Annotated in this window: 22 protein-coding genes; 15 read left to right on the top strand and 7 right to left on the bottom strand. The window is 69.1% G+C overall.

The window, feature by feature from the left end; all coding sequences use genetic code 11:
• Position 1 precedes the first annotated feature (1 nt).
• The 3 genes from DMH03_RS01485 to DMH03_RS01475 are packed head-to-tail and all read left to right on the top strand — an operon-like array spanning position 2 to position 1,360.
• Positions 2-547: a hypothetical protein gene (locus DMH03_RS01485; protein ID WP_125790217.1), complete on the top strand. Its 546-nt coding sequence runs from the start codon at positions 2-4 to the stop codon at positions 545-547.
• On the top strand, positions 544-996 hold the full coding sequence (locus DMH03_RS01480) for a hypothetical protein (protein ID WP_125790216.1): 453 nt from the start codon (positions 544-546) through the stop codon (positions 994-996). The genes DMH03_RS01485 and DMH03_RS01480 overlap by 4 nt, the downstream gene beginning before the upstream one ends.
• Positions 974-1,360 carry a hypothetical protein gene (locus tag DMH03_RS01475; RefSeq protein WP_125790215.1) on the top strand — a complete coding sequence of 129 codons (387 nt, stop codon included), beginning with the start codon at positions 974-976 and terminating at the stop codon, positions 1,358-1,360. The genes DMH03_RS01480 and DMH03_RS01475 overlap by 23 nt, the downstream gene beginning before the upstream one ends.
• Here the strand turns inward: DMH03_RS01475 and DMH03_RS01470 are convergent.
• On the bottom strand, positions 1,353-1,844 hold the full coding sequence (locus DMH03_RS01470; protein WP_125790214.1) for a TspO/MBR family protein: 492 nt from the start codon (positions 1,842-1,844) through the stop codon (positions 1,353-1,355). The genes DMH03_RS01475 and DMH03_RS01470 overlap by 8 nt on opposite strands.
• 121 nt (positions 1,845-1,965) lie before the next feature.
• Here DMH03_RS01470 and hemL point away from each other — a divergent pair, with 121 nt between their 5' ends.
• The 7 genes from hemL to DMH03_RS01435 all read left to right on the top strand — a co-directional run bounded on the left by hemL (position 1,966) and on the right by DMH03_RS01435 (position 9,394).
• On the top strand, positions 1,966-3,270 hold the full coding sequence (hemL, locus tag DMH03_RS01465; RefSeq protein WP_125790213.1) for a glutamate-1-semialdehyde 2,1-aminomutase: 1,305 nt from the start codon (positions 1,966-1,968) through the stop codon (positions 3,268-3,270).
• A complete protein-coding gene (locus tag DMH03_RS01460) occupies positions 3,267-3,899 on the top strand; it encodes a histidine phosphatase family protein (RefSeq protein WP_125790212.1) in 633 nt (210 codons plus the stop codon). Before hemL ends, DMH03_RS01460 begins: the two co-directional genes overlap by 4 nt.
• Complete coding sequence (locus DMH03_RS01455) at positions 3,896-4,477, top strand: TlpA disulfide reductase family protein (RefSeq protein WP_125790211.1); 582 nt, start codon at positions 3,896-3,898, stop codon at positions 4,475-4,477. Before DMH03_RS01460 ends, DMH03_RS01455 begins: the two co-directional genes overlap by 4 nt.
• A 172-nt stretch (positions 4,478-4,649) precedes the next feature.
• Positions 4,650-5,423 (top strand): cytochrome c biogenesis CcdA family protein, encoded by a 774-nt coding sequence (locus DMH03_RS01450; RefSeq protein WP_125790210.1) that lies wholly within the window; start codon positions 4,650-4,652, stop codon positions 5,421-5,423.
• Positions 5,424-5,497: 74 nt separating this feature from the next.
• Positions 5,498-6,997 (top strand): cytochrome c biogenesis protein ResB, encoded by a 1,500-nt coding sequence (locus tag DMH03_RS01445; RefSeq protein WP_233611344.1) that lies wholly within the window; start codon positions 5,498-5,500, stop codon positions 6,995-6,997.
• A 5-nt stretch (positions 6,998-7,002) separates the two neighbouring features.
• Complete coding sequence (gene ccsB, locus DMH03_RS01440) at positions 7,003-7,971, top strand: c-type cytochrome biogenesis protein CcsB (protein WP_125790208.1); 969 nt, start codon at positions 7,003-7,005, stop codon at positions 7,969-7,971.
• 79 nt (positions 7,972-8,050) lie between these two features.
• Positions 8,051-9,394 carry a MinD/ParA family protein gene (locus DMH03_RS01435; protein WP_125790207.1) on the top strand — a complete coding sequence of 448 codons (1,344 nt, stop codon included), beginning with the start codon at positions 8,051-8,053 and terminating at the stop codon, positions 9,392-9,394.
• Positions 9,395-9,403: 9 nt separating this feature from the next.
• Here DMH03_RS01435 and DMH03_RS01430 read toward each other — a convergent pair whose 3' ends face one another.
• Together DMH03_RS01430 and DMH03_RS01425 are read right to left on the bottom strand one after the other, a co-directional pair.
• The gene (locus DMH03_RS01430; RefSeq protein WP_005151794.1) at positions 9,404-9,586 is read right to left on the bottom strand and encodes a hypothetical protein; all 183 of its coding nucleotides are present in this window, start codon (positions 9,584-9,586) and stop codon (positions 9,404-9,406) included.
• A 149-nt stretch (positions 9,587-9,735) separates the two neighbouring features.
• Positions 9,736-9,948, bottom strand: coding sequence for a BldC family transcriptional regulator (locus DMH03_RS01425; protein WP_125790206.1), 213 nt, complete (start codon positions 9,946-9,948; stop codon positions 9,736-9,738).
• 248 nt (positions 9,949-10,196) lie between these two features.
• Between DMH03_RS01425 and DMH03_RS01420 the strand changes: the two genes are divergently transcribed.
• The 3 genes from DMH03_RS01420 to DMH03_RS01410 are packed head-to-tail and all read left to right on the top strand — an operon-like array spanning position 10,197 to position 12,039.
• Positions 10,197-10,670 carry an Lrp/AsnC family transcriptional regulator gene (locus tag DMH03_RS01420; protein WP_199746236.1) on the top strand — a complete coding sequence of 158 codons (474 nt, stop codon included), beginning with the start codon at positions 10,197-10,199 and terminating at the stop codon, positions 10,668-10,670.
• A gap of 11 nt (positions 10,671-10,681) precedes the next feature.
• Positions 10,682-10,960 (top strand): DUF4229 domain-containing protein, encoded by a 279-nt coding sequence (locus DMH03_RS01415; protein ID WP_125790205.1) that lies wholly within the window; start codon positions 10,682-10,684, stop codon positions 10,958-10,960.
• Complete coding sequence (locus DMH03_RS01410; protein ID WP_125790204.1) at positions 10,957-12,039, top strand: PLP-dependent cysteine synthase family protein; 1,083 nt, start codon at positions 10,957-10,959, stop codon at positions 12,037-12,039. Before DMH03_RS01415 ends, DMH03_RS01410 begins: the two co-directional genes overlap by 4 nt.
• Positions 12,040-12,354: 315 nt before the next feature.
• Here DMH03_RS01410 and DMH03_RS01405 read toward each other — a convergent pair whose 3' ends face one another.
• From DMH03_RS01405 to DMH03_RS01395, 4 genes are all read right to left on the bottom strand, one after another.
• A complete protein-coding gene (locus DMH03_RS01405; RefSeq protein ID WP_125790203.1) occupies positions 12,355-13,224 on the bottom strand; it encodes a 1,4-dihydroxy-2-naphthoate polyprenyltransferase in 870 nt (289 codons plus the stop codon).
• An 85-nt stretch (positions 13,225-13,309) separates the two neighbouring features.
• Positions 13,310-13,468, bottom strand: a complete 159-nt coding sequence (locus tag DMH03_RS42230) for a hypothetical protein (protein WP_167337758.1) — start codon at positions 13,466-13,468, stop codon at positions 13,310-13,312.
• A 62-nt stretch (positions 13,469-13,530) separates the two neighbouring features.
• Entirely contained in the window at positions 13,531-14,655 is a 1,125-nt protein-coding gene (menE, locus tag DMH03_RS01400; protein WP_199748627.1) for an o-succinylbenzoate--CoA ligase, read from the bottom strand.
• Positions 14,656-14,740: 85 nt separating this feature from the next.
• Complete coding sequence (locus DMH03_RS01395) at positions 14,741-15,664, bottom strand: 1,4-dihydroxy-2-naphthoyl-CoA synthase (protein ID WP_125790202.1); 924 nt, start codon at positions 15,662-15,664, stop codon at positions 14,741-14,743.
• A 57-nt stretch (positions 15,665-15,721) separates the two neighbouring features.
• Here DMH03_RS01395 and menD point away from each other — a divergent pair, with 57 nt between their 5' ends.
• On the top strand, positions 15,722-17,398 hold the full coding sequence (menD, locus tag DMH03_RS01390; RefSeq protein WP_199748626.1) for a 2-succinyl-5-enolpyruvyl-6-hydroxy-3-cyclohexene-1-carboxylic-acid synthase: 1,677 nt from the start codon (positions 15,722-15,724) through the stop codon (positions 17,396-17,398).
• A 108-nt stretch (positions 17,399-17,506) separates the two neighbouring features.
• Positions 17,507-19,021, top strand: a complete 1,515-nt coding sequence (locus tag DMH03_RS01385; protein ID WP_125790200.1) for a M1 family metallopeptidase — start codon at positions 17,507-17,509, stop codon at positions 19,019-19,021.
• The last annotated feature ends 7 nt before the right edge of the window (positions 19,022-19,028 follow it).

Below are 19,028 nucleotides of genomic sequence, written 5' to 3'. Positions count from 1 at the left end.
CGTGAGCGACAGCGAAGCCGACGAAACGGACGACGAGCGCCGCAAGCGGGGACGCGCGCCCGACCCGATCCTGCCTGGCCAGGAGGCACCGAACCACGTCGTGCCGAAGCCTGTCGCCCTCTCGTTCTGGTTGTGGATCGCGACCGGTCTCGCCCTGATCGCCGGGCCCGTCTATCTGCTGATCGGCAGGCAGACGGTGATCGACACGTACCTCAAGCAGAACGCGGAGCAGCCTGACCCCGCGCTGAGGGTCGACCCGTCGCGGATCGTCGACAGTGTCGACGGGCTGATCACGAACCTGTTCGTCGGCGCGATCACGTTCGCCGTGCTGTTCGCCATTTTCGCCTACAAGGCCCGCGAAGGAACGCGTTCGGCCAGGGCGGTGCTGACCGGCCTCGCGGTCTTCCTCGCCCTCGTCGGGCTCCTCGTCCTCGGTGGCGCGCTTTTCGTCGTCATCGCCACGCTGATCGCGGTGATCGCGCTGATCCTGATGTACCTGCCCAGCGTCGCCGGCTACTTCCCGAAGGTCGGGCGCAAGCTGCCATGACGCCGGAGCCCGCCCTCTACGCCGAACCCGGCGTCGGCTGGACGGCGTTGCTGTGGGCGCCGCTGTTCTCCCTCGCCGGGCTGCTCGCGGAACTGGCGACCGGCGGGCCGGTCCACTGGCTGGCCTGGATCCTGGTCGCGGTGGGGCTGGTGGCGATCACCGTGCCGTGGGTGTACGCGCGCCGCCGGTACCTCTCGCTCGAAGTCACCGCGGACGGCTACCGGCAGGGCAGGGAAACCCTGGAGGCGGCCCGGATCGCCGAAGTCCTCGAAGACGACGCCCCGGTCGGGGCGCGGGTCCTCGGCGGCGGCTGGACGATCCCCAAGAAGCACGGTGAAGTCGGCTTGAAGCTCGAAGACGGCGTTTTCGTCCGCGCCTGGGCCCAGGATCCGGACGCCCTCCGCGAGGCTCTCCAGGATTTGGTGCGTGCTCGCACCACAGAGTCATGAGAAGCTGCTCACTGTGATCGACCTTCCCCAGCCGACCGGCGCCGATCTGTGGCCACCGGAGGACACCCGGCGCAACGCCCGGCTGCACAAACCCCTGCGCGCCGTGGTGGGAGCCGTCGAACTGATCCTCGCCGCGCTCTCCGTGTGGGGTGCTTTCGCTTGCTGGAAGGCCGGTGTCGTCCCGGTCGTGATCACCTACGGCGAAACGACGACGCTGGAATCACAGCGCTACTTCGGCGGCCCGCTCGCCGGCGCCATCGGGCTGGGCGTGCTGGCCGCGATCCTGGTGGTGGACGCGATCCGCCAGTTCCTGCTCGCCGTCCGGGCCAAGGGACGCAAGCCCAAGGAACCCAAGCTCAGTTGAGCCACACGACGGCGGCGTTGACCGCGGTCGAGAACAGCAGCCACAGCAGATACGGCACGAGCAGCCAGGCGGCGAGCTTCGACCGGCGACCGAACTCGATCATCGTGATCGGCACCACGAAGTCCAGTACGACGACGTCGGCCAGCGCCAGGACGTGCGCGCCGCCGGCGAAGAACAGCGGCGTCCACAGCAGGGTCAGCAGCAGGCAGACGCCGTAGAAGGCGAAGCCGCGCGTTTCGCCGTCGGTGCGCCAGTAGCACCAGCCCGCGAAGGCGACCAGGAGCAGCAGGACCGACCACGTCGGCCCGTAGAGCCAGCCCGGCGGCGCCCACGACGGGCGGGCCAGCGCGTTGTGCGTCTCGGAGCGGGTGGCGACCGCCAGCCCGGCCACGATCCCCACGATCGCCGACATGGCGACGAATCCGGCCAAGGCCTGCCAGCGCAGGCGACGGTGGTGGGTCGGTGGTGACGGCACCGTGGACACGTGGGTTCCTCCGCGAGGGTTTCGGCGGGAGTGCTCCCACCCTAGTGGGCCTGGTCACGCCATGCCCGGAACCGCGAGGACTCGGCGGCGGGTGTCATCCGGGATTTGCGAGACTGGGGAGGTGACTACCGGAGTCGATCAGTCCAAGGCATGGTTCGAACGAGCGAAGGCCGCGATCCCGGGCGGGGTGAACTCCCCGGTGCGGGCCTTCAACTCCGTCGGCGGCACCCCGCGGTTCATGGTGCGCGGTGAGGGTCCGTATCTCTGGGACGCCGACGACAACCGCTACGTCGATCTGGTCTCGTCGTGGGGACCGATGATCCTCGGGCACGCGCATCCGGACGTCGTCTCCGCCGCCCGCGAAGCGGCCGTCAACGGACTGTCGTTCGGCACGCCGACGAGCGGCGAGGTCGAACTGGCCGAGGAGATCATCGGCCGCGTCGAACCGGTGGAGCAGGTCCGTCTGGTCAACTCCGGCACCGAGGCGACGATGAGCGCGATCCGGCTGGCCAGGGGATTCACCGGCCGGGCGAAGATCATCAAGTTCGCGGGCTGCTATCACGGCCACGTCGACGCGCTGCTCGCCGAAGCGGGCTCCGGCGTCGCGACCCTCGGCCTCCCGACGTCGCCCGGTGTCACCGGCGCGCAGGCTGCCGACACGATCGTCCTGCCCTACAACGATCTCGACGCGGTCCGGAAGTCCTTTGTGGACAATCCGGACTCGATCGCGGCGATCATCACCGAAGCGGCGGCAGGCAACATGGGCGCCGTCGCCCCGGCCGACGGCTTCAACGCCGGGCTCAAGGAGATCGCGCACGAGCACGGCGCGCTGCTGATCATGGACGAGGTGATGACCGGGTTCCGCGTCTCGAAGGCGGGCTGGTTCGGCCTCGAAGGCGTCGCCGGTGACCTGTACACCTTCGGCAAGGTGATGTCCGGCGGACTGCCGGCCGCGGCCTTCGGCGGCCGCGCCGACGTGATGGCGAAACTGGCCCCGGGCGGGCCGGTGTACCAGGCGGGGACGCTGTCGGGGAACCCCGTCGCCGTCGCCGCCGGGCTCGCGACGCTGCGCGCGGCCGACGATGCCGTGTACGCCGCCCTCGACGCCAACGCGAAGCGGCTCGGCGACCTGTTCGACCGGTCGCTGACCGAGGCGGGCGTCGCGCACACCGTGCAGTACGCGGGCAACCTGGTCAGCGTGTTCTTCAGCGAGAACCCGGTGACGAACTACCCGGGCGCGCAGGCCTCGGAGACCTGGCGGTTCCCGGCGTTCTTCCACGCGCTGCTGGACAACGGCGTGTACGCGCCGCCGAGCGCGTACGAGGCCTGGTTCGTCAACGCGGCCATGGGCGACGCCGAGTTCGAGATCATCGAGTCCGCGCTGCGCGTCGCCGCCCGCGCCGCCGCCGAGGCGGTCCAGGCGTGAGCGAGACGACGATCGTGCACCTGCTCCGCCACGGTGAGGTGCACAACCCGGACAAGATCCTGTACGGCCGTCTTCCCGGCTTCAAGCTCTCCGACCGCGGCCAGCGCCAGGCGCTGACGGTCGCCGAAGCCGTCGCGAAGCACGACATCACGCACGTCGTCGCTTCGCCGCTTCAGCGCGCGCAGGAGACGGCGGCGCCGATCGCCGCCGCGCACCGGCTCGACGTCGACACCGACGATCGGCTCATCGAGGCGGACAACCAGTTCGAGGGCGAGCGGGTCGCCGTCGGCGATGGCGCCCTCCGCCAGCCGAAGCACTGGCCGAAGCTGGTCAACCCGTTCCGGCCGTCTTGGGGCGAGCCGTACGTCGAGATCGCGCACCGCATGCTCGGCGCGATCCATCGCGCGCGGCGCGCGGCCGAGGGGCACGAGGCGCTGTGCGTCTCGCACCAGCTGCCGATCTGGACCGTGCGGCGCTTCCTGGAGGCGAAGCGGCTCTGGCACGACCCGCGCAACCGGCAGTGCTCGCTCGCGTCGCTGACCAGCCTGGTCTTCGAGGGTGAAGAACTCGTGCGGATCGTCTACAGCGAGCCCGCCGGCACGACCGACCCGAAGGTGACCGGCGCATGAAGCGACTCGTGGCGGCCGTCGTCGGGCTGGCGCTCGTCGTCACCGGCTGCACCACCGGCAAGGACGCCGTCGTCACCGGCGGCTCGTTCAACTTCGTGTCGCCGGGCGGGAAGGTCGACATCACCTACGACGTCGCGGACCGCCAGCCGTCGCCGACCCTGTCCGGCGACGACCTGATGAACGAGGGCAAACAGCTTTCGATCGCGGACTTCCCCGGCAAGGTCGTCGTGCTGAACCTGTGGGGCCAATGGTGCGGGCCGTGCCGCGTCGAGGCGCCGGAGATGCAGAAGGTCTACGACCAGACCAAGGCATCCGGCGTCCAGGTGGTCGGCATCGACCTGCGGGACAACGACCGGGCACCGGCGCAGGACTTCATGCGGGACCGGAAGCTGACGTACCCGTCGATCTACGACCCGTCGGGGCGGACGCTGCTGCAGCTTTCGGGTTATCCGCGCAACATCATCCCGTCGACGATCGTGCTGGACAAACAGCACCGCGTCGCGGCGGTGTTCCTGCGGGACCTGCTGGCGTCGGACCTGCTGCCCGTCGTCGAACGCCTGGTCGCCGAACCCGCCTGACCACTTCCCGCGTTTCGTCCTCTGAATGCGGTCCTTGCGTGTGCAACTACCGCATTCAGAGGACGAAACGCGATGAAGGGGCCGGGACCAAGGTCCTGACCGGGTGCGACGTAGGTCCCGTTGGGCCAGCCCCGGCGTTTTCACCTGGACCACACTGCCTACGCTCCTTTGCGTGAACGGTGTTACCGAGCTGGCGCTGTCCGGGCCGCTGCTGCTCGCCGCGGCTGTCGCGCTGCTGGCCGGGACGATCTCCTTCGCGTCGCCCTGCGTCGTGCCGCTGGTGCCCGGGTATCTCGCGTACCTGGCGGCGCTGGTCGGCGCCGACGCTCCCGCGGTCAGCGCGGACGAGGGGCGCAAGAAGGGCCGGTACGCCGTCGTCGGCGCGGCGGCGCTGTTCGTGCTCGGGTTCACCGTCGTCTTCGTGGTGACACTGGGGACGCTGGTGTGGATCGCCGACGCCGTCCAGCTCAACATGGACCTCCTCCAGCGCCTCGGCGGCGTGCTGACCATCGCGATGGCGATGGTCTTCCTCGGCTGGATTCCGGGGCTTCAGCGCGAGTTCCGTTCGCATCACGTGCCGCGCGGCGGACTGTGGGGCGCGCCGGTGCTCGGCGCGGTGTTCGGGCTCGGCTGGACGCCGTGCATCGGGCCGACGCTGTCCGCGGTCACCACCCTGGCCAGCGCCACCGGCGGCGCCGCCGTCCGCGGGTACGCGCTGATCCTCGTGTACTGCCTCGGCCTCGGCGTCCCGTTCCTGCTCATCGCGGTCGGCGCCCGCTGGGCCGTCCGCGCGACGGACTGGCTGCGCCGCCACGGCCGTCAGGTGCAGATCTTCGGCGGCGTCCTGTTGATGATCGTCGGTGTGCTGCTGGTGACCGGACTGTGGGGCGACATGATCGGCTGGATCCGGAACACCCTCGTGAACGACCTCAGGCTGCCCTTGTGACCACTCGATACCGTCCGACGCCGCTGAAGCGCGTCCTCGCCTTCCTACGCAACACTTGGCGCGGCCTGACGTCGATGCGCACCGCGCTGGTGCTGCTGTTCCTGCTCGCGCTCGCCGCGATGCCGGGCGCCCTGCTGCCGCAGCGGAACCTCAACGTCGCCAAGACCGACGAGTACATCGCCGCGCACGGCTGGTGGGGCGAACTGCTCGACCGCACGCAGTTCTTCGAGGTGTACGGCAGCGTCTGGTTCTCCGCGATCTACATCCTGCTGATGATCTCGCTCATCGGCTGTCTCGCGCCGCGCAGCCTCGAATACGCGAAGGCGATGCGCGCGAAGCCGGTGCTCACGCCGCGCAAGCTCTCGCGGATGCCGCATCACGTGTCCACCACGACCGACCGGGTCCCCGAGACGGTCATGAAGGACACTCACGCGCTGCTCAAAGGCTGGCGCCGCGTCGAGCACGAAGACGCCGACGGAACCCGAAGCATCTCCGCCGAACGCGGGTACCTCCGCGAGACCGGCAACCTCGTCTTCCACTTCGGCATGCTGGGCCTGATCATCTTCTTCGCGCTGGGCAAGCTGTTCGGCTACGAAGGCCAGGTCATCGTCCAGGCCGACAACAGCCCGTGGTGCAACTCCGGCATCCTCGGCTACGACACCTTCAACGCCGGGCTGCGCGTCGACGGCACAGACCTCAACGCGTTCTGCATCCGGCTGAAGGACTTCGAGGCGCGCTACACCGAGAGCGGGCAGGCGAACTACTACCACTCCAACATGGAGTACCAGTCCGGCGAAGACCTGAAGACCGGTGCGTGGAAGCCGTACGGGCTTGAGGTCAACTCGCCGCTGCGCACCGCGGGCGACCGCGTCTACCTGCTGAACTTCGGCTACTCGCCGAAGTTCACGGTGACCTTCCCCGACGGCACCGTGCGCACCAACATCACTCCGTGGCGTCCCGCCGACGAGCCGACGAAGCTCTCCGAAGGCGCCACGAAGATCGACCAGCCGGGGATCGCGGACCCGATCGAACGCCGCACCCGGCAGCTCGCGATCACCGGCCTGCTCGCGCCGACCGCGTTCATGCACGGCAACGTGCTGACGTCGTCGAGGCCCGAGGCGAAGAAGCCGGCCGTGGCCGTCGACATCTACCGCGGCGACCTCGGCCTCGACGCCGGTCGAGGCCAGTCGATCTTCCAGATCGACCAGTCGCTCGTCGCGGACGGCAGGCTCAAGAAGCTCACCCGGCAGAACCTGGACCAGGGCCAGGAGACCGTGCTGGACGACGGCACGAAGGTCCGCTTCGACGGTGTCCAGCAATGGGTGGCGATCCAGGTCTCGCACGATCCCGTGCAGGGCTGGGTGCTGGTCTGCGCGGTCGCGATGCTGATCGGGCTGGCGGGATCGTTGCTGGTCAAACGGCGCCGGGTGTGGGTGCGGGTGAGCCCGGCGCGCGAAGGTGAGACGGGTACCGTGATCGAGGTCGCCGGGCTGGCGCGCACCGATCAGGCGGGCTACGGCGAAGAGTTCCAGCGGATCAGCGCCAAGCTGGTCCAGGGGCAGAGAGGCAACTAGAGGTCATGCCGATCAACGAGACGCTGTCCCAGTACAGCGACTACTCCTACACCACCGCGGCGGCGATCTACGTCGTCGCGTTGATGTTCGCCCTCATCGAGCAGGGTTTCGGGGCGAAGGGCCGTCTGGCGGCGGAACGCAGCATCCAGCGTTCCCGCGAACTGGTCGGCGCGGGCGGTCCGCCGGCTTACGGGACGCCCATCGAGCCCTCGCGTGAGATCGGCCGCCCCGAGCGCATCGGCCGCATGGGCGCCGCGCTGCTGGTGCTGGCCGCGCTGCTCCACCTGGCCGCGATCGTGCTGCGCGGGCTCGCCGTGCACCGCGCGCCGTGGGGCAACCTCTACGAATACGGCATGGCGACGACCTTCATCGCCGTCGTGACCTGGCTCGTCATCATGCGGAAGTTCCCGGTCCGCCACCTCAGCGGCTTCCTGCTGCTGCCGGTCGTGATCCTGATGTTCGTCAACGGCACCATGCTGTACACGACGGCCGCGCCGGTGCAGCCCGCGCTCCAGTCGTACTGGCTGATCATCCACGTTTCCGCGGCGATCATCGGTTCGGGTGTCTTCCTGGTGCCGGGTGTCGCGAGCGTCCTCTACCTCTTCCGCGCCGCCCACGACGACAACCCGGCGAAGTTCGCCAAGTTCGGCTCGAAGCTGCCCGCCGCGGACGTGCTCGACCGCATCGCCTACCGCACCACCATCTTCGCCTTCCCGATCTTCACCTTCGGCGTGCTCTGCGGCGCGGTGTGGGCCGAAGCGGCGTGGGGCCGGTTCTGGGGCTGGGACCCCAAGGAGACCGTCGCTTTCGTGGCGTGGGTCGTCTACGCGGCGTACCTGCACTCCCGTGCCACCGCGGGCTGGCGCGGGCAGCGGGCGGCGATCATCAACATCGTCGGATTCTCCGCGACGATCTTCAACATGTTCTTCGTGAACCTGGTGACGTCGGGCCTGCATTCCTACGCCGGGGGCTGACCGCCGCCGCTGCACGCGAGCCGACTACCGTCAATACTGAGGTAATGGGGGAAGACGTGCGCGGAGGAGGAATTCAGCGGTGACCGGACCCAGCGAAGAATCGGCTCCTGGCCACCCCGAACCCACCGAGAGCGTCCCACCCTCGGAGTTGTTCTCCGAGGACAGGACGGATTCGGCGCCGCATCCGAACGCGGGTGGCTTCGAGGCCGAGCCGACCCAGGTCGTCCAGCCCCAGTACCCGCAGCAGGGTCAGTACCCGCAACAGCAGCCCGCTCAACAGCAGCAGCCGCCGTTGCCGCAGCCGTCGCAGGGGCAGTATCAGCAGCCCTACGACCAGAACCTGCCCCCGCTGCACCCTCAGCAGGCGCAACCGCAGCAGGCCGCCCAGTACCCGCCGCAGCAGCAGTACGCGCCGCCGCCGCAGCAACAGCCGGTCCAGCAGCCCGGCGTGCCCGGGCTTCCGCAGCCGCAGGGCAGGCACGCGCTCCCGGACGAACTCGCCACCGCGAGCCTGGTGAAGCCGCAGAAACGCAAGCCGCAGTCGGGCTGGCGCAAGGCGCTCTACGTGGGCACCGGCAAGCTCGTCAACCCGGGGGAGAGCCCCAAGGACACGCGCAAGCGTGAACTGATCGCGCAGATCAACCAGCCGCTGCGCGGGTGCTACAAGATCGCGATGCTGAGCCTCAAGGGCGGCGTCGGCAAGACCACCACGACGACCACGCTGGGCTCGACTTTCGCCTCACTGCGCGGTGACCGGGTCGTCGCCGTCGACGCGAACCCGGACCGCGGGACGCTGTCGCAGAAGATCCCGATCGAGACCACCGCGACCGTCCGGCACCTGCTGCGGGACGCGGACAAGATCACCAGGTACAGCGACGTCCGGTCGTACACGTCGCAGGGCGGCAGCCGGCTGGAGATCCTTGCCAGCGAGCAGGATCCGGCGGTTTCGGAAGCCTTCTCCGAGGACGACTACCGGCGCACGGTCAACCTGCTGGAGCACTTCTACAACATCGTGCTCACCGACTGCGGGACCGGTTTGATGCACTCGGCGATGAAGGGCGTCCTGGACGTCGCGGACGCGCTGGTCGTGGTTTCGTCCGGCTCCGTCGACGGGGCGCGCAGTGCGTCGGCCACGCTCGACTGGCTGGAGGCGCACGGCTACGGCGACCTGGTCAAACGATCCGTCGCGGTGATCAACTCGGTGCGGCCGAAGGGCGGCTCCGTCGATCTCGACAAGCTCTCCGCGCACTTCGGCGCACGGGTCCGCTCGGTCTGCCGTATCCCGTTCGATCCGCACCTGGAAGAAGGCGCCGAGATCGAACTGGACCGGCTCGACGACGACACGCGGCTGGCCTTGCTGGAACTGGCGGCCACCGTCGCCGACGGCTTCGGCGGCCAGCACTACCAGCCGATTCAGCCCTAGGGCCGGACTTTACTCTTTGTCCTCGTCTTTACCTTTGCGCTGCTGCTCACCGAGCTTGCGCAGGAAGTCCGGGTCGTCGTCCGGGGCGAGTGTCGGTCGCGACGAGGGCACCCCGACGCGCTCGATCCCGAACGCGCGCCACAAGACCACGGCGACGGTGAGCGCTCCGATGGCCGCGAGCAAATAGATCATGCTCGGTCCCTTTCCGCGTGGAGGACGTTGCTCAGTCCCACGAGGCTAGCCTCTTTGCCGCGCGCGGGGGGACTCATGGATACCCCAATGTGACGAAGGGCGATTTCGTGCCCTTCGTCACCGGAGTCCTTTTTAAGGGAAATGCCAGGTCAGACCTTGCGCGCGGACTCGCTGGCGTCGGTGGTCAGCTCGGCGAGGAGCTCGTTCACCTCGGCCTCGCGGAACCGGCGGTGCCCACCGGGAGTGCGGATCGAGCCGATCCGGCCCGCGGTCGCCCAGCGGGTCACGGTCTTCGGGTCGACCCGGAACAGGGCCGCCACTTCACCGGGGGTGAGCAACCTGCCGCCCATGGTCGCGGTCATTTTCCGCCTCCTTCACGGTTCCAGTGCTAAACCGGAGGCGGGCCCAATGCCCGTCGTGCCGGGTAGCCAACACGGCAATCGTTGCATCTCACCCGTCAGGTACTCGAACGGTTGTCCAACAGTAAAGAGCCCTTAAAGGTCAAAACCGACAACCGAGACATGCGCCCGTGGCCGCCCAGGTCTTGTCACGGATGTACGAAAACGCGCCCTGATCACGCGAATCGGGCCGTGGCACCTAAGGTGTAGCGGTGGACCAGGTGGATCGGAAGATCATCGCGGCATTGCGGGAGAACGGGCGGGCTACCTACGCCGACCTCGGCCGGTCTGTCGGGCTCTCGGCTTCATCAGTGCACGAGCGGGTCGGCAAACTCGAGGCCGCCGGCGTGATCACCGGCTACCACGCCATGGTCGACCCCAACACGGTCGGACTCGGCGTGACGGCGCTGGTCGGCATCCACCCCACGGACACCGCGACCGAAGACGACGTCGCGGACGCGCTCGGGGCCCTGGACGAGGTCGAAAGCTGCTACGCCGTCGCGGGCGACGAGGCTTTCGTCGTGAAGGTGCGGGTGGCGACCGTCGACGATCTGGAGCGGACGCTCGGCAGATTGCGGCGGATTCCCGGCGTCGGCCGGACGAACACCACCGTCGTGCTTTCCACTCGTTTCGAAGGGCGCCCCAACAACGCGGGCCTGGAGGACGGCCGCAACGGCAGCGCGTAGCCTGCGTTGATGTGAGCGATAATCACCTGCCCCGTGACCTGACGCTGTACGTACTGGCCAGGTTTCTCCTGGTCGGGGTCATCGCAGGCGGGTTACTGCTGGTCAACGTCCCGCTGCTGGTCGCGCTGCTGATCGGCCTGGTCGTGGGGCTGCCGCTGGGTCTGCTGCTGTTCCGCCCGCTGAACGCGCGCGTGACCGCCGGACTCGCCCGCCGCAACGAAAAGCGCGCTCGCGCCCGTGCCGAACTGCGCTCCCAGCTGCGCGGCGACCGAGCGGACGGCACCGCGTGAGCCGTCTGCACAGCCGCAGCTGGGTCCGCGAAGCCGTCCGCATCATCGAGGCCGACGCGAACCGCAGCGCCGACACGCATCTGCACGTCTTCCCGCTGCCCGCCGAATGGGGCATCGACCTTTACCTGAAGGACGAGTCCGTCCACCCGACCGGCTCGCTCAAGCACCGGCTCGCGCGTTCGCTGTTCCTGTACGGCCTGGTGAACGGCCAGATCGGGCAGGACACCGTGCTCGTCGAGGCGTCCAGCGGCTCGACGGCGGTCTCGGAGGCGTACTTCGCGCGGATGCTCGGCCTGCGGTTCATCACCGTGGTGCCGCGCAGCACCTCGCCGGAGAAGATCGCGCTCATCGAGTTCTACGGCGGCGAATGCCACTACGTCGACCGCGCGCCGGACATGTACCCGGAGGCCGAGCGGCTCGCTTCGGAGTGCAACGGCCACTACCTCGACCAGTTCACCTACGCCGAGCGCGCGACGGACTGGCGCGGGAACAACAACATCGCCGAATCGGTGTACGCGCAGATGCAGTCCGAGCGGCACCCGGTGCCGACGTGGATCGTGGTCGGCGCCGGCACCGGCGGCACAAGCGCGACCTTCGGCCGCTACGTGCGCTACAAGCGGCACACCACGAAGATCGCCGTCGTCGACCCGGAGAACTCGTCGTTCTACGGCGCCTGGCAGACCGGGGCGCTCGACTACAGCACCGGCATGCCGTCGCGGATCGAAGGCATCGGGCGGCCACGCGTCGAGCCGTCGTTCGTGCCCGGCGTGATCGACGAAATGCTGCAGGTACCGGACGCCGCCTCGCTGGCCGCCATCCGCGTGCTGCGCGAACGGACCGGACACTGGGCCGGCGGCTCGACCGGCACGAACCTCTTCGGCGCCTTCACTCTGATCTCGCGGATGGTCTCGGAAGGCCAAGCGGGCAGCGTCGTCACGCTGCTGTGCGACGGCGGCGAGCGGTACGCCAACACGTACTACGACGACGAGTGGCTGGCGCGGAAGAACATCGACATCGCGCCTTACCTGGACAAGTACCGGGAGTTCCTGGTGAGCGGGAAGCTCGCCCCGGAGGCCTGACGCCCTGGGGCTCTCGGGTCTTTCGCGACACCGGCTGGCGGCTTACCCCAAGTTCGCCGGATCACCAAAGGAGCAAGGGACCTTTGCTATCGCCTGGGCTGCATTTAGTGACCGCCCAGACGCCTCGGCACTACAGGTGGTAGTCGGAAGCGGAAAACTCAAGGGATGAACGGTGCGTTCATCCCCCGCACCCCCGCCCGAGGCCGACACGGGCAGAAAAGCCGTGACCGGCCCTTTCGTGCCCCACTGTGTGGATTTCGGGTCATCCAACGCCCCGAAATCCACACGGTCCCGCATCAAAGGTCCGGTGACGGCTCAGAGCGCGAGGGCGACCGCGGTCAAGACCGCCCACCCCAGCATCGCGAACCCGGTGTCCCGCAGCGCCGGGATCAGCGCCCGCCCCTGCGCGCCGCCACCGACGGCCTTGACGGACTTCACCAGCAGCGGCGCGGTCAGCAGCCCCAGCAGCGCCCACGGCGTCACGAAGGCGAGCAGCACGCTCACGACGTACGGGATCGCGACCAGCGTCAGGTAAAGGCGTCGCGTGCCGTCGTCGCCGAGCCGGGTGGCGAGTGTGCGCTTGCCGGACTCGATGTCGGTCGGGATGTCGCGGAGGTTGTTGGCGGTCAGCACGCCGGTCGAGAACGAGCCGACGGCGACCGCGCAGCCGAGCGCCGTCCAGCTGAGCTGTCCGGTTTGGACGTACACGGTGCCCAGAACGCCGGCCAGCCCGAAGAAGACGAAGACCGCGATCTCGCCGAAACCGTAGTAGCCGTAAGGCTTTTTGCCGCCGGTGTAGAACCAGGCGCCGAGGATGCAGACCGCGCCCATCGCCAGCAGCCACCACAGGCCGCTGATCGCGACGAGAACGAGCCCGAGGATTCCGGCGAGCCCGAGGGCGACGAGAGCGGCTGTCAGGACGGCCTTCGGCTTCGCGACTCCGGAGCCGACCAGCCGCAGCGGGCCGACGCGGTTTTCGTCGGTGCCGCGGATGCCGTCGGAGTAGTCGTTGGCGTAGTTGACGCCGACGATCAGGGCGAGTGAGACCAGCAGCGCGAGAATCGATCGGGACCAGGAGAAGCCGTCGAGCGCGACCGCAGCGCCGACTCCGGCGACCACCGGCGCCACCGCGTTGGGCAGCGTCCGCGGGCGCGCCCCTTCGATCCATTCACCAGCAGTCGCCATGCCGCCATTCTGGCCCTGGCCACTACCGGCCGGTATGCGGGGCTCGTCACCTGCTCGAGGGATCCCGAGCAGGTGACGAGTCGCGCTACTTGAGGTCGTCGATCGCGTCTTCCAGTGTCCAGGTGAGCGTGCCGCTGTTCGGAACGGCGGTTTCCGGTTCGTCCGCCAGCGCGGGTCCGGCCAAAGCGACCAGTCCCATCGTGACGGCGGTGCAGGCCAATACGGTGCGTGTCCAGCGCGTCATACCTAGACGTAAACCCGCGGGTAATGATTGTGTCAACAATGTCCCAGTAATCGGTGGGGAATTCACGACCTTCGTAGGAGATTCCGGACGGCCGTCCTGTCGATCTTCCCGGGGCCTCGCAGCGGGAGTTCTTCGACGAACTCGACTCGCTTCGGAGCGGCCGCGGCGCCGGCCTCTTCGCGGCACGCGGCCCGCAGCGAATCGACGTCGCAACCAGCGCCGACGACGAGCGCGACGACGGCTTCACCCCACTCGGGGTCGGGTACGCCGACCACGCACGCATCCCGGATCCCCGGCTGCGCGGTCAAGATCCGTTCGACGGCCGCGGCGGCCACCTTCACCCCGCCGGTGTTGATCATGTCGTCGATCCGGCCGAGGATCTCCAACCGCCCGTCGGCCGACCACCGGCCGCGGTCGGAGGTGCGGAACCGGCCGTCCTCGAAGGCCTCCGTCGTCAGGTCGGGTCGCAGTCGGTAGCCGTGCGCGAGCACGTCACCCGTGATACAGACCCGCTCGTCTTCGAGTTCGACGTGTACTCCGTCCAGCGGTACGCCTTCGTAGACGCAGCCGCTGGCGGTCTCGCTCATGCCGTACGCGGGCACGATCTTCACGCCCGCTTCGGCGGCGCGCTGCCGGAGATCCGCGGTGGTCGCCGCGGCGCCGACGATGATCGCGTCGAAAGCGCGGGCCGCCGCCAGGCCGGGCCCGCCCGCGTCGAGCAGCCGTCCGAGCTGGGTCGGCACGAGCGCGGTGTAGCGCGGCCCGTCCAGTGACAGCAGCGGCGCGGCGGCCTCGGCGAAGTCGTCCGGCCGGAACCCGGGGGCGGGCAGCACGGCGGGCGTCGTCCCGGCCAGCAGCGAGCGGATCAGCACCTGCAGTCCGCCGATGTACTGCGCCGGGGTCGCGAGCAGCCAGTGCCCCGGACCGCCGAGCCGCGCGTGGGTGGCGTTCGCCGAAGCGGTCAGCGCCGACGCCGACAGCAGCACACCCTTCGGCTCGCCGGTGGACCCGGAGGTGGCGATGATCACCGCGGTCCCGGGTTCGGCCGGGCGTGTCGGCTCCATCGCGTCCCGCAGGGCCTCCGACGCGTAGGGGAGGACGGCCGGGCCGCCGCCGAGCGCCTCGGCCAACGCCGAGGTCAGCCCGTCGATCGACGCCGGACCCCCGGCCACCCCTATCGCACGCATCCCGCCAGCCTACGGCGTGCATTTCGTCCTCTGAATGCGATCGTTGCGCACGCAACTACCGCATTCAGAGGACGAAATGCGGAGGTCAGTAGTAGTACGGGAAGGCCGACCAGTCGGGGGAGCGCTTCTCCAGGAAGGAGTCGCGGCCTTCGACGGCCTCGTCCTGCATGTACGCCAGCCGGGTGGTTTCGCCGGCGAAGAGCTGCTGGCCCACCAGGCCGTCGTCGGTGAGGTTGAACGCGTACTTGAGCATCCGCTGCGCGGTCGGCGACTTGCCGTTGATGGTCCACGCCCAGTCCAGCGCCTCGGTCTCGAGCTCCGCGTGCGGGACGGCGGAGTTCACCGCGCCCATCGCCTGCATCTGCTCGGCCGTGTACTCGCGCCCGAGGAAGAAGATCTCCCGCGCGAACTTCTGCCCGACCTGCTTGGCGAGGTACGCCGAGCCGTAGCCGCCGTCGAACGAGCCGACGTCGGCGTCGGTCTGCTTGAAGCGCGCGTGTTCGGCCGAAGCGAGCGTGAGGTCGCACACCACGTGCAGCGAGTGCCCGCCACCCGCCGCCCAGCCGGGGATCACGGCGATGACCACCTTCGGCATGAACCTGATCAGCCGCTGCACCTCGAGAATGTGCAGTCGTCCGGCCCTCGCCGGATCGATCGTGTCGGAGGTCTCCCCGTCCGCGTACTGATACCCGGAGCGTCCGCGAATACGCTGGTCACCACCGGAACAAAACGCCCAGCCGCCGTCCTTCGGCGATGGGCCGTTGCCGGTGAGCAGGACGCAGCCGACGTCCGAGCTCATCCGCGCGTGGTCGAGCGCGCGGTACAGCTCGTCGACGGTGTGCGGACGGAAGGCGTTGCGGACCTCGGGACGGTCGAACGCGATACGCACCACCCGTTTGCCTGAGCGGCTCTCAGAGGAGCGGTGATAGGTGATGTCGGTGAAGTCGAAACCGTCGACTTCGGTCCACAAGGCCGGGTCGAACAGCTCGGAAACCTGGGCGTCATCCACGTTTGGGAGAATAGGACGTGTGGCCGTGAGTCGTAGTGTGAAACCCGAGGTCTGCCGGTGAATCCTTCCACCGCGCAGGCCAGGGTCATCGTCGACGAACTCGTCCGCAACACCGTCTCGCACGTCGTCCTCTGCCCGGGCTCACGCAACGCCCCGCTGTCGATCGCGCTGTACGACGCGGCGGCCGCCGGACGGCTCCAGTTGCACGTCCGCATCGACGAACGCGGCGCCGCCTTCCTCGCCCTCGGCATCGCCGCGCGCACGGGCCGCCCCGTCGCCGTGCTGTGCACCTCGGGCACCGCGGCCGCGAACTTCCACCCCGCCGTGCTGGAGGCGGACCGCGCGGGCGTGCCGCTGATCGTGCTGACCGCCGACCGCCCGCCCGAGATGCGGGCCGCGGGCGCGAGTCAGGTCATCGACCAGCACCAGCTCTACGGCAACGCCATCCGCTACTTCGACGAGCTCGCCGTCGCCGAACGCCGCGCCGGCCAGAACTCGTACTGGCGCGGTCAGATCTGCCGCGCCTGGAACGCCGCGTACGGCGAGTGGCGCTGCGGACCGGTGCATCTGAACATCCCCTTCCGTGAGCCGCTCGTGCCGGACATCAACGACGACGGAGAGTGGTACGAGTCACTCGAAGGGCGTCCCGACGGCGCTCGCTGGACCGAGCTGCCCGACTTCGGCGCGCTTCCCTCTTTCGTGGTGCCCTCGGCGCGGTCCGGCCTGGTCATCGCGTGCGACACCGGCGTGCAGGCGGCCAGCGAATGGGCCGAGCTGCACGGCTGGCCGGTCGTCTCCGAGACCGGCGGCATCGGGCTGGCGGGCGCGACGGCGATCTCGTCCGGCGCTTGGCTGCTCGGCGTCGAGGAGTTCATCTCGCGGCACAAACCCGAGCAGGTCCTGTGCATCGGCCGTCCGACGGTGTTCCGGCAGGTCCAGAGCGTGCTGTCCGATCCCGGCGTCGAGGTGCTGCTGGTCCGGCCGGATTCGGACTGGCCCGCGCCCGCGCACAACGTCCGCCAGGTCGGCCAGTGGTTCGACGAGCCGACCAAACCGGCCGATCCCGAGTGGCTCGCCAGCTGGCAGCGCGCGGACAAGGCGGCGTCGGCGGCGGTGACCGAAGCGCTGGCCGCCGAACCGTGGCCGAGCGGGCTGCGCCTGGCGACCGAGCTGGTCGACGCGGTCCCGGAGGGGTCGCTGCTGGTCGTGGGCTCGTCCAACCCGACCCGTGACGTCGCGCTCGCCGGACGGCTGCGGCCCGACGTCCTCGTGCACCGCAACCGCGGCGTCGCCGGGATCGACGGCATGGTGTCGACCGCGATCGGTGCCGCGACCGTCCACAGGGGACATTCGTACGCCCTGCTCGGCGATCTGACGTTCCTGCACGACGCGAGCGGCCTGCTGACCGGTCCCGCCGAACAGCGCCCCGACCTGACGATCGTGGTGCTCAACGACGACGGCGGCGGCATCTTCTCCCTGCTGGAGCAGGGCGCGCCCGAGCACAACGCCAGCTTCGAGCGCGTCTTCGGCACGCCGCACGGGGCCGACCTCGGTGCCCTGTGCGCCGGCTACCGCGTTCCGCATGTCGTCGCCGAGACGCTCACCGAGTTCCGCGCGGCGCTCAAGCCCGCGCCGGGGCTGCGGGTGGTGGAGGTCCGGGTGGACCGAACGCGTCACCGTGAGCTGCACGCGCGCCTCCGTACGGCGGTGTCGTCGGCCGTGCGTGCTGTCTAGCCGTTTTTGATCTCAGTCCAGAGGCTAGGAACCCCTCCTTCGGCTGTGTCTCGGTGATGATCGGGTGGCTACGTTCGAGCGCGCTGACAAATCCTGGGAGGATTCGCAATGCGCTTGAACACTCGCGCCGGCTTCGCCGGATTGACCGCGGGCGTCGTCTCGGTGCTGCTCGTGGGCACCGCGGCCGCCGCACCCGCGCCCGGCTCGATCGGCATCGGCGACCCGTACTACCCGCACGCCGGGAACGGCGGCTACGACGTCGGTCACTACGACCTCCGGCTGACCTATCAGCCGTCCACCGACCTGCTCTCCGGTGCCACGACGATCCTGCTCACCGCGACGCAGGACCTTTCGGCGTTCAACCTCGACTTCGGCCTGAAGGTGTCGAGCGTCCGCGTCAACAACCGGCCCGCGAAGTTCGCGACGTCGACCGACGGCACCGGTGAGCTGACCGTCACGCCGTCGACGCCGCTGAAGAAGGGGCAGACGGCCACGGTCGTCGTCGCCTACGCGGACACGCCGTCGAAGGTGAAGATCGACGGCTTCACCGCCTGGAAGAAGACCCCGGACGGCGCGCTGGCCGTCGACGAGCCGCAGAGCGCGGCCTGGTGGTTCCCGTCCAACGACCACCCGACCGACCTGGCGACCTACGACGTCTCGGTCGAGGTCCCGAACGACGTCGCCGCGCTGTCGAACGGCACGCTCGTGCGCAAGACGGTGCAGCGGCCGGGCTGGACGCGCTGGAACTGGCGCAGCACCAAACCGCAGGCGACGTACCTCACGTCGCTGGAGGTCGGCAAGTTCGAGGTGAACGAGCAGACCACGCCGGACGGCAAACCGTTCATCACCGCCTATGGCGCCGACCTCGGCGAATCGCTCGGCGCGGCCAAGGCCAGCATCGAGCGGACGCCGGAGATCACCGAGGTCCTCGCCTCGAAGTTCGGGCCTTACCCGTTCGAGGCGCAGGGCGGCGTCGTCACCACCGGCATCACCTTCGCGCTGGAGAACCAGACGCGGCCGGTGTACGGCGCCAGGGCCTTCCGGTCCGGCTCCAACACCTCGATCGTCGCGCACGAGCAGGCGCACCAGTGGTTCGGTGACAGCGTCACGCTGGGCAAGTGGAGCGAAATCTGGCTGAACGAGGGCTTCGCCTCCTACGGCGAGTTCCTGTGGTCGGAGGAGACCGGCGAGGGCACGGCCGACGAACTCGCCCAGTACATCTACGACTCCACGCCCGCCGAAGACCCGTTCTGGCAGGTCCTTCCCGCCGACCCGGGCGCGGACGACCAGTTCCACGCGGCCGTCTACGACCGCGGCGCGCTCGCGGTGCACGCGTTGCGCAAGGCCGTGGGTGACGACACGTTCTTCCGGATCCTGCAGACCTGGCAGCAGGTGAAGAAGGCCAAGTCGGCCGTGATCGGAGAGTTCATCGCGCTGGCGGAGAAGATCTCGGGCAAACCGCTGTACGACCTGTTCCAGACGTGGCTGTACACCAAGGGCAAGCCCGCGGTGAGCCCGAACGGTACGCCGGCTCTCCGGGCCGCTGTGGCGCCTGTCGCACCGAAGTCCTACCCGCAGATCAAGGCGACCCATGAATTCCTCGCCGAGCGACACGCCCACTGACGGGTAG

The organism is Amycolatopsis sp. WAC 01376 (assembly GCF_003947415.1).
Lineage (GTDB): Bacteria > Actinomycetota > Actinomycetes > Mycobacteriales > Pseudonocardiaceae > Amycolatopsis.
Note: the sequence above shows the minus strand (reverse complement) of the source record. Positions and strands in the feature narration are given on the sequence as shown.

What these genes read in the sequence shown, in the direction of transcription:
- DMH03_RS01430 (WP_005151794.1), bottom strand. Translation starts at nt 9,586, where the DNA reads ATGATCTATTTGCTCGCGGCCATCGGAGCGCTCACCGTCGCCGTGGTC.
- ccsB (WP_125790208.1), top strand. Translation starts at nt 7,003, where the DNA reads ATGCCGATCAACGAGACGCTGTCCCAGTACAGCGACTACTCCTACACC.
- DMH03_RS01405 (WP_125790203.1), bottom strand. Translation starts at nt 13,224, where the DNA reads ATGGCGACTGCTGGTGAATGGATCGAAGGGGCGCGCCCGCGGACGCTG.
- DMH03_RS01455 (WP_125790211.1), top strand. Translation starts at nt 3,896, where the DNA reads ATGAAGCGACTCGTGGCGGCCGTCGTCGGGCTGGCGCTCGTCGTCACC.
- DMH03_RS42230 (WP_167337758.1), bottom strand. Translation starts at nt 13,468, where the DNA reads ATGACGCGCTGGACACGCACCGTATTGGCCTGCACCGCCGTCACGATG.
- DMH03_RS01445 (WP_233611344.1), top strand. Translation starts at nt 5,498, where the DNA reads ATGCGCACCGCGCTGGTGCTGCTGTTCCTGCTCGCGCTCGCCGCGATG.
- menE (WP_199748627.1), bottom strand. Translation starts at nt 14,655, where the DNA reads ATGCGTGCGATAGGGGTGGCCGGGGGTCCGGCGTCGATCGACGGGCTG.
- DMH03_RS01425 (WP_125790206.1), bottom strand. Translation starts at nt 9,948, where the DNA reads ATGACCGCGACCATGGGCGGCAGGTTGCTCACCCCCGGTGAAGTGGCG.
- DMH03_RS01385 (WP_125790200.1), top strand. Translation starts at nt 17,507, where the DNA reads ATGCGCTTGAACACTCGCGCCGGCTTCGCCGGATTGACCGCGGGCGTC.
- DMH03_RS01480 (WP_125790216.1), top strand. Translation starts at nt 544, where the DNA reads ATGACGCCGGAGCCCGCCCTCTACGCCGAACCCGGCGTCGGCTGGACG.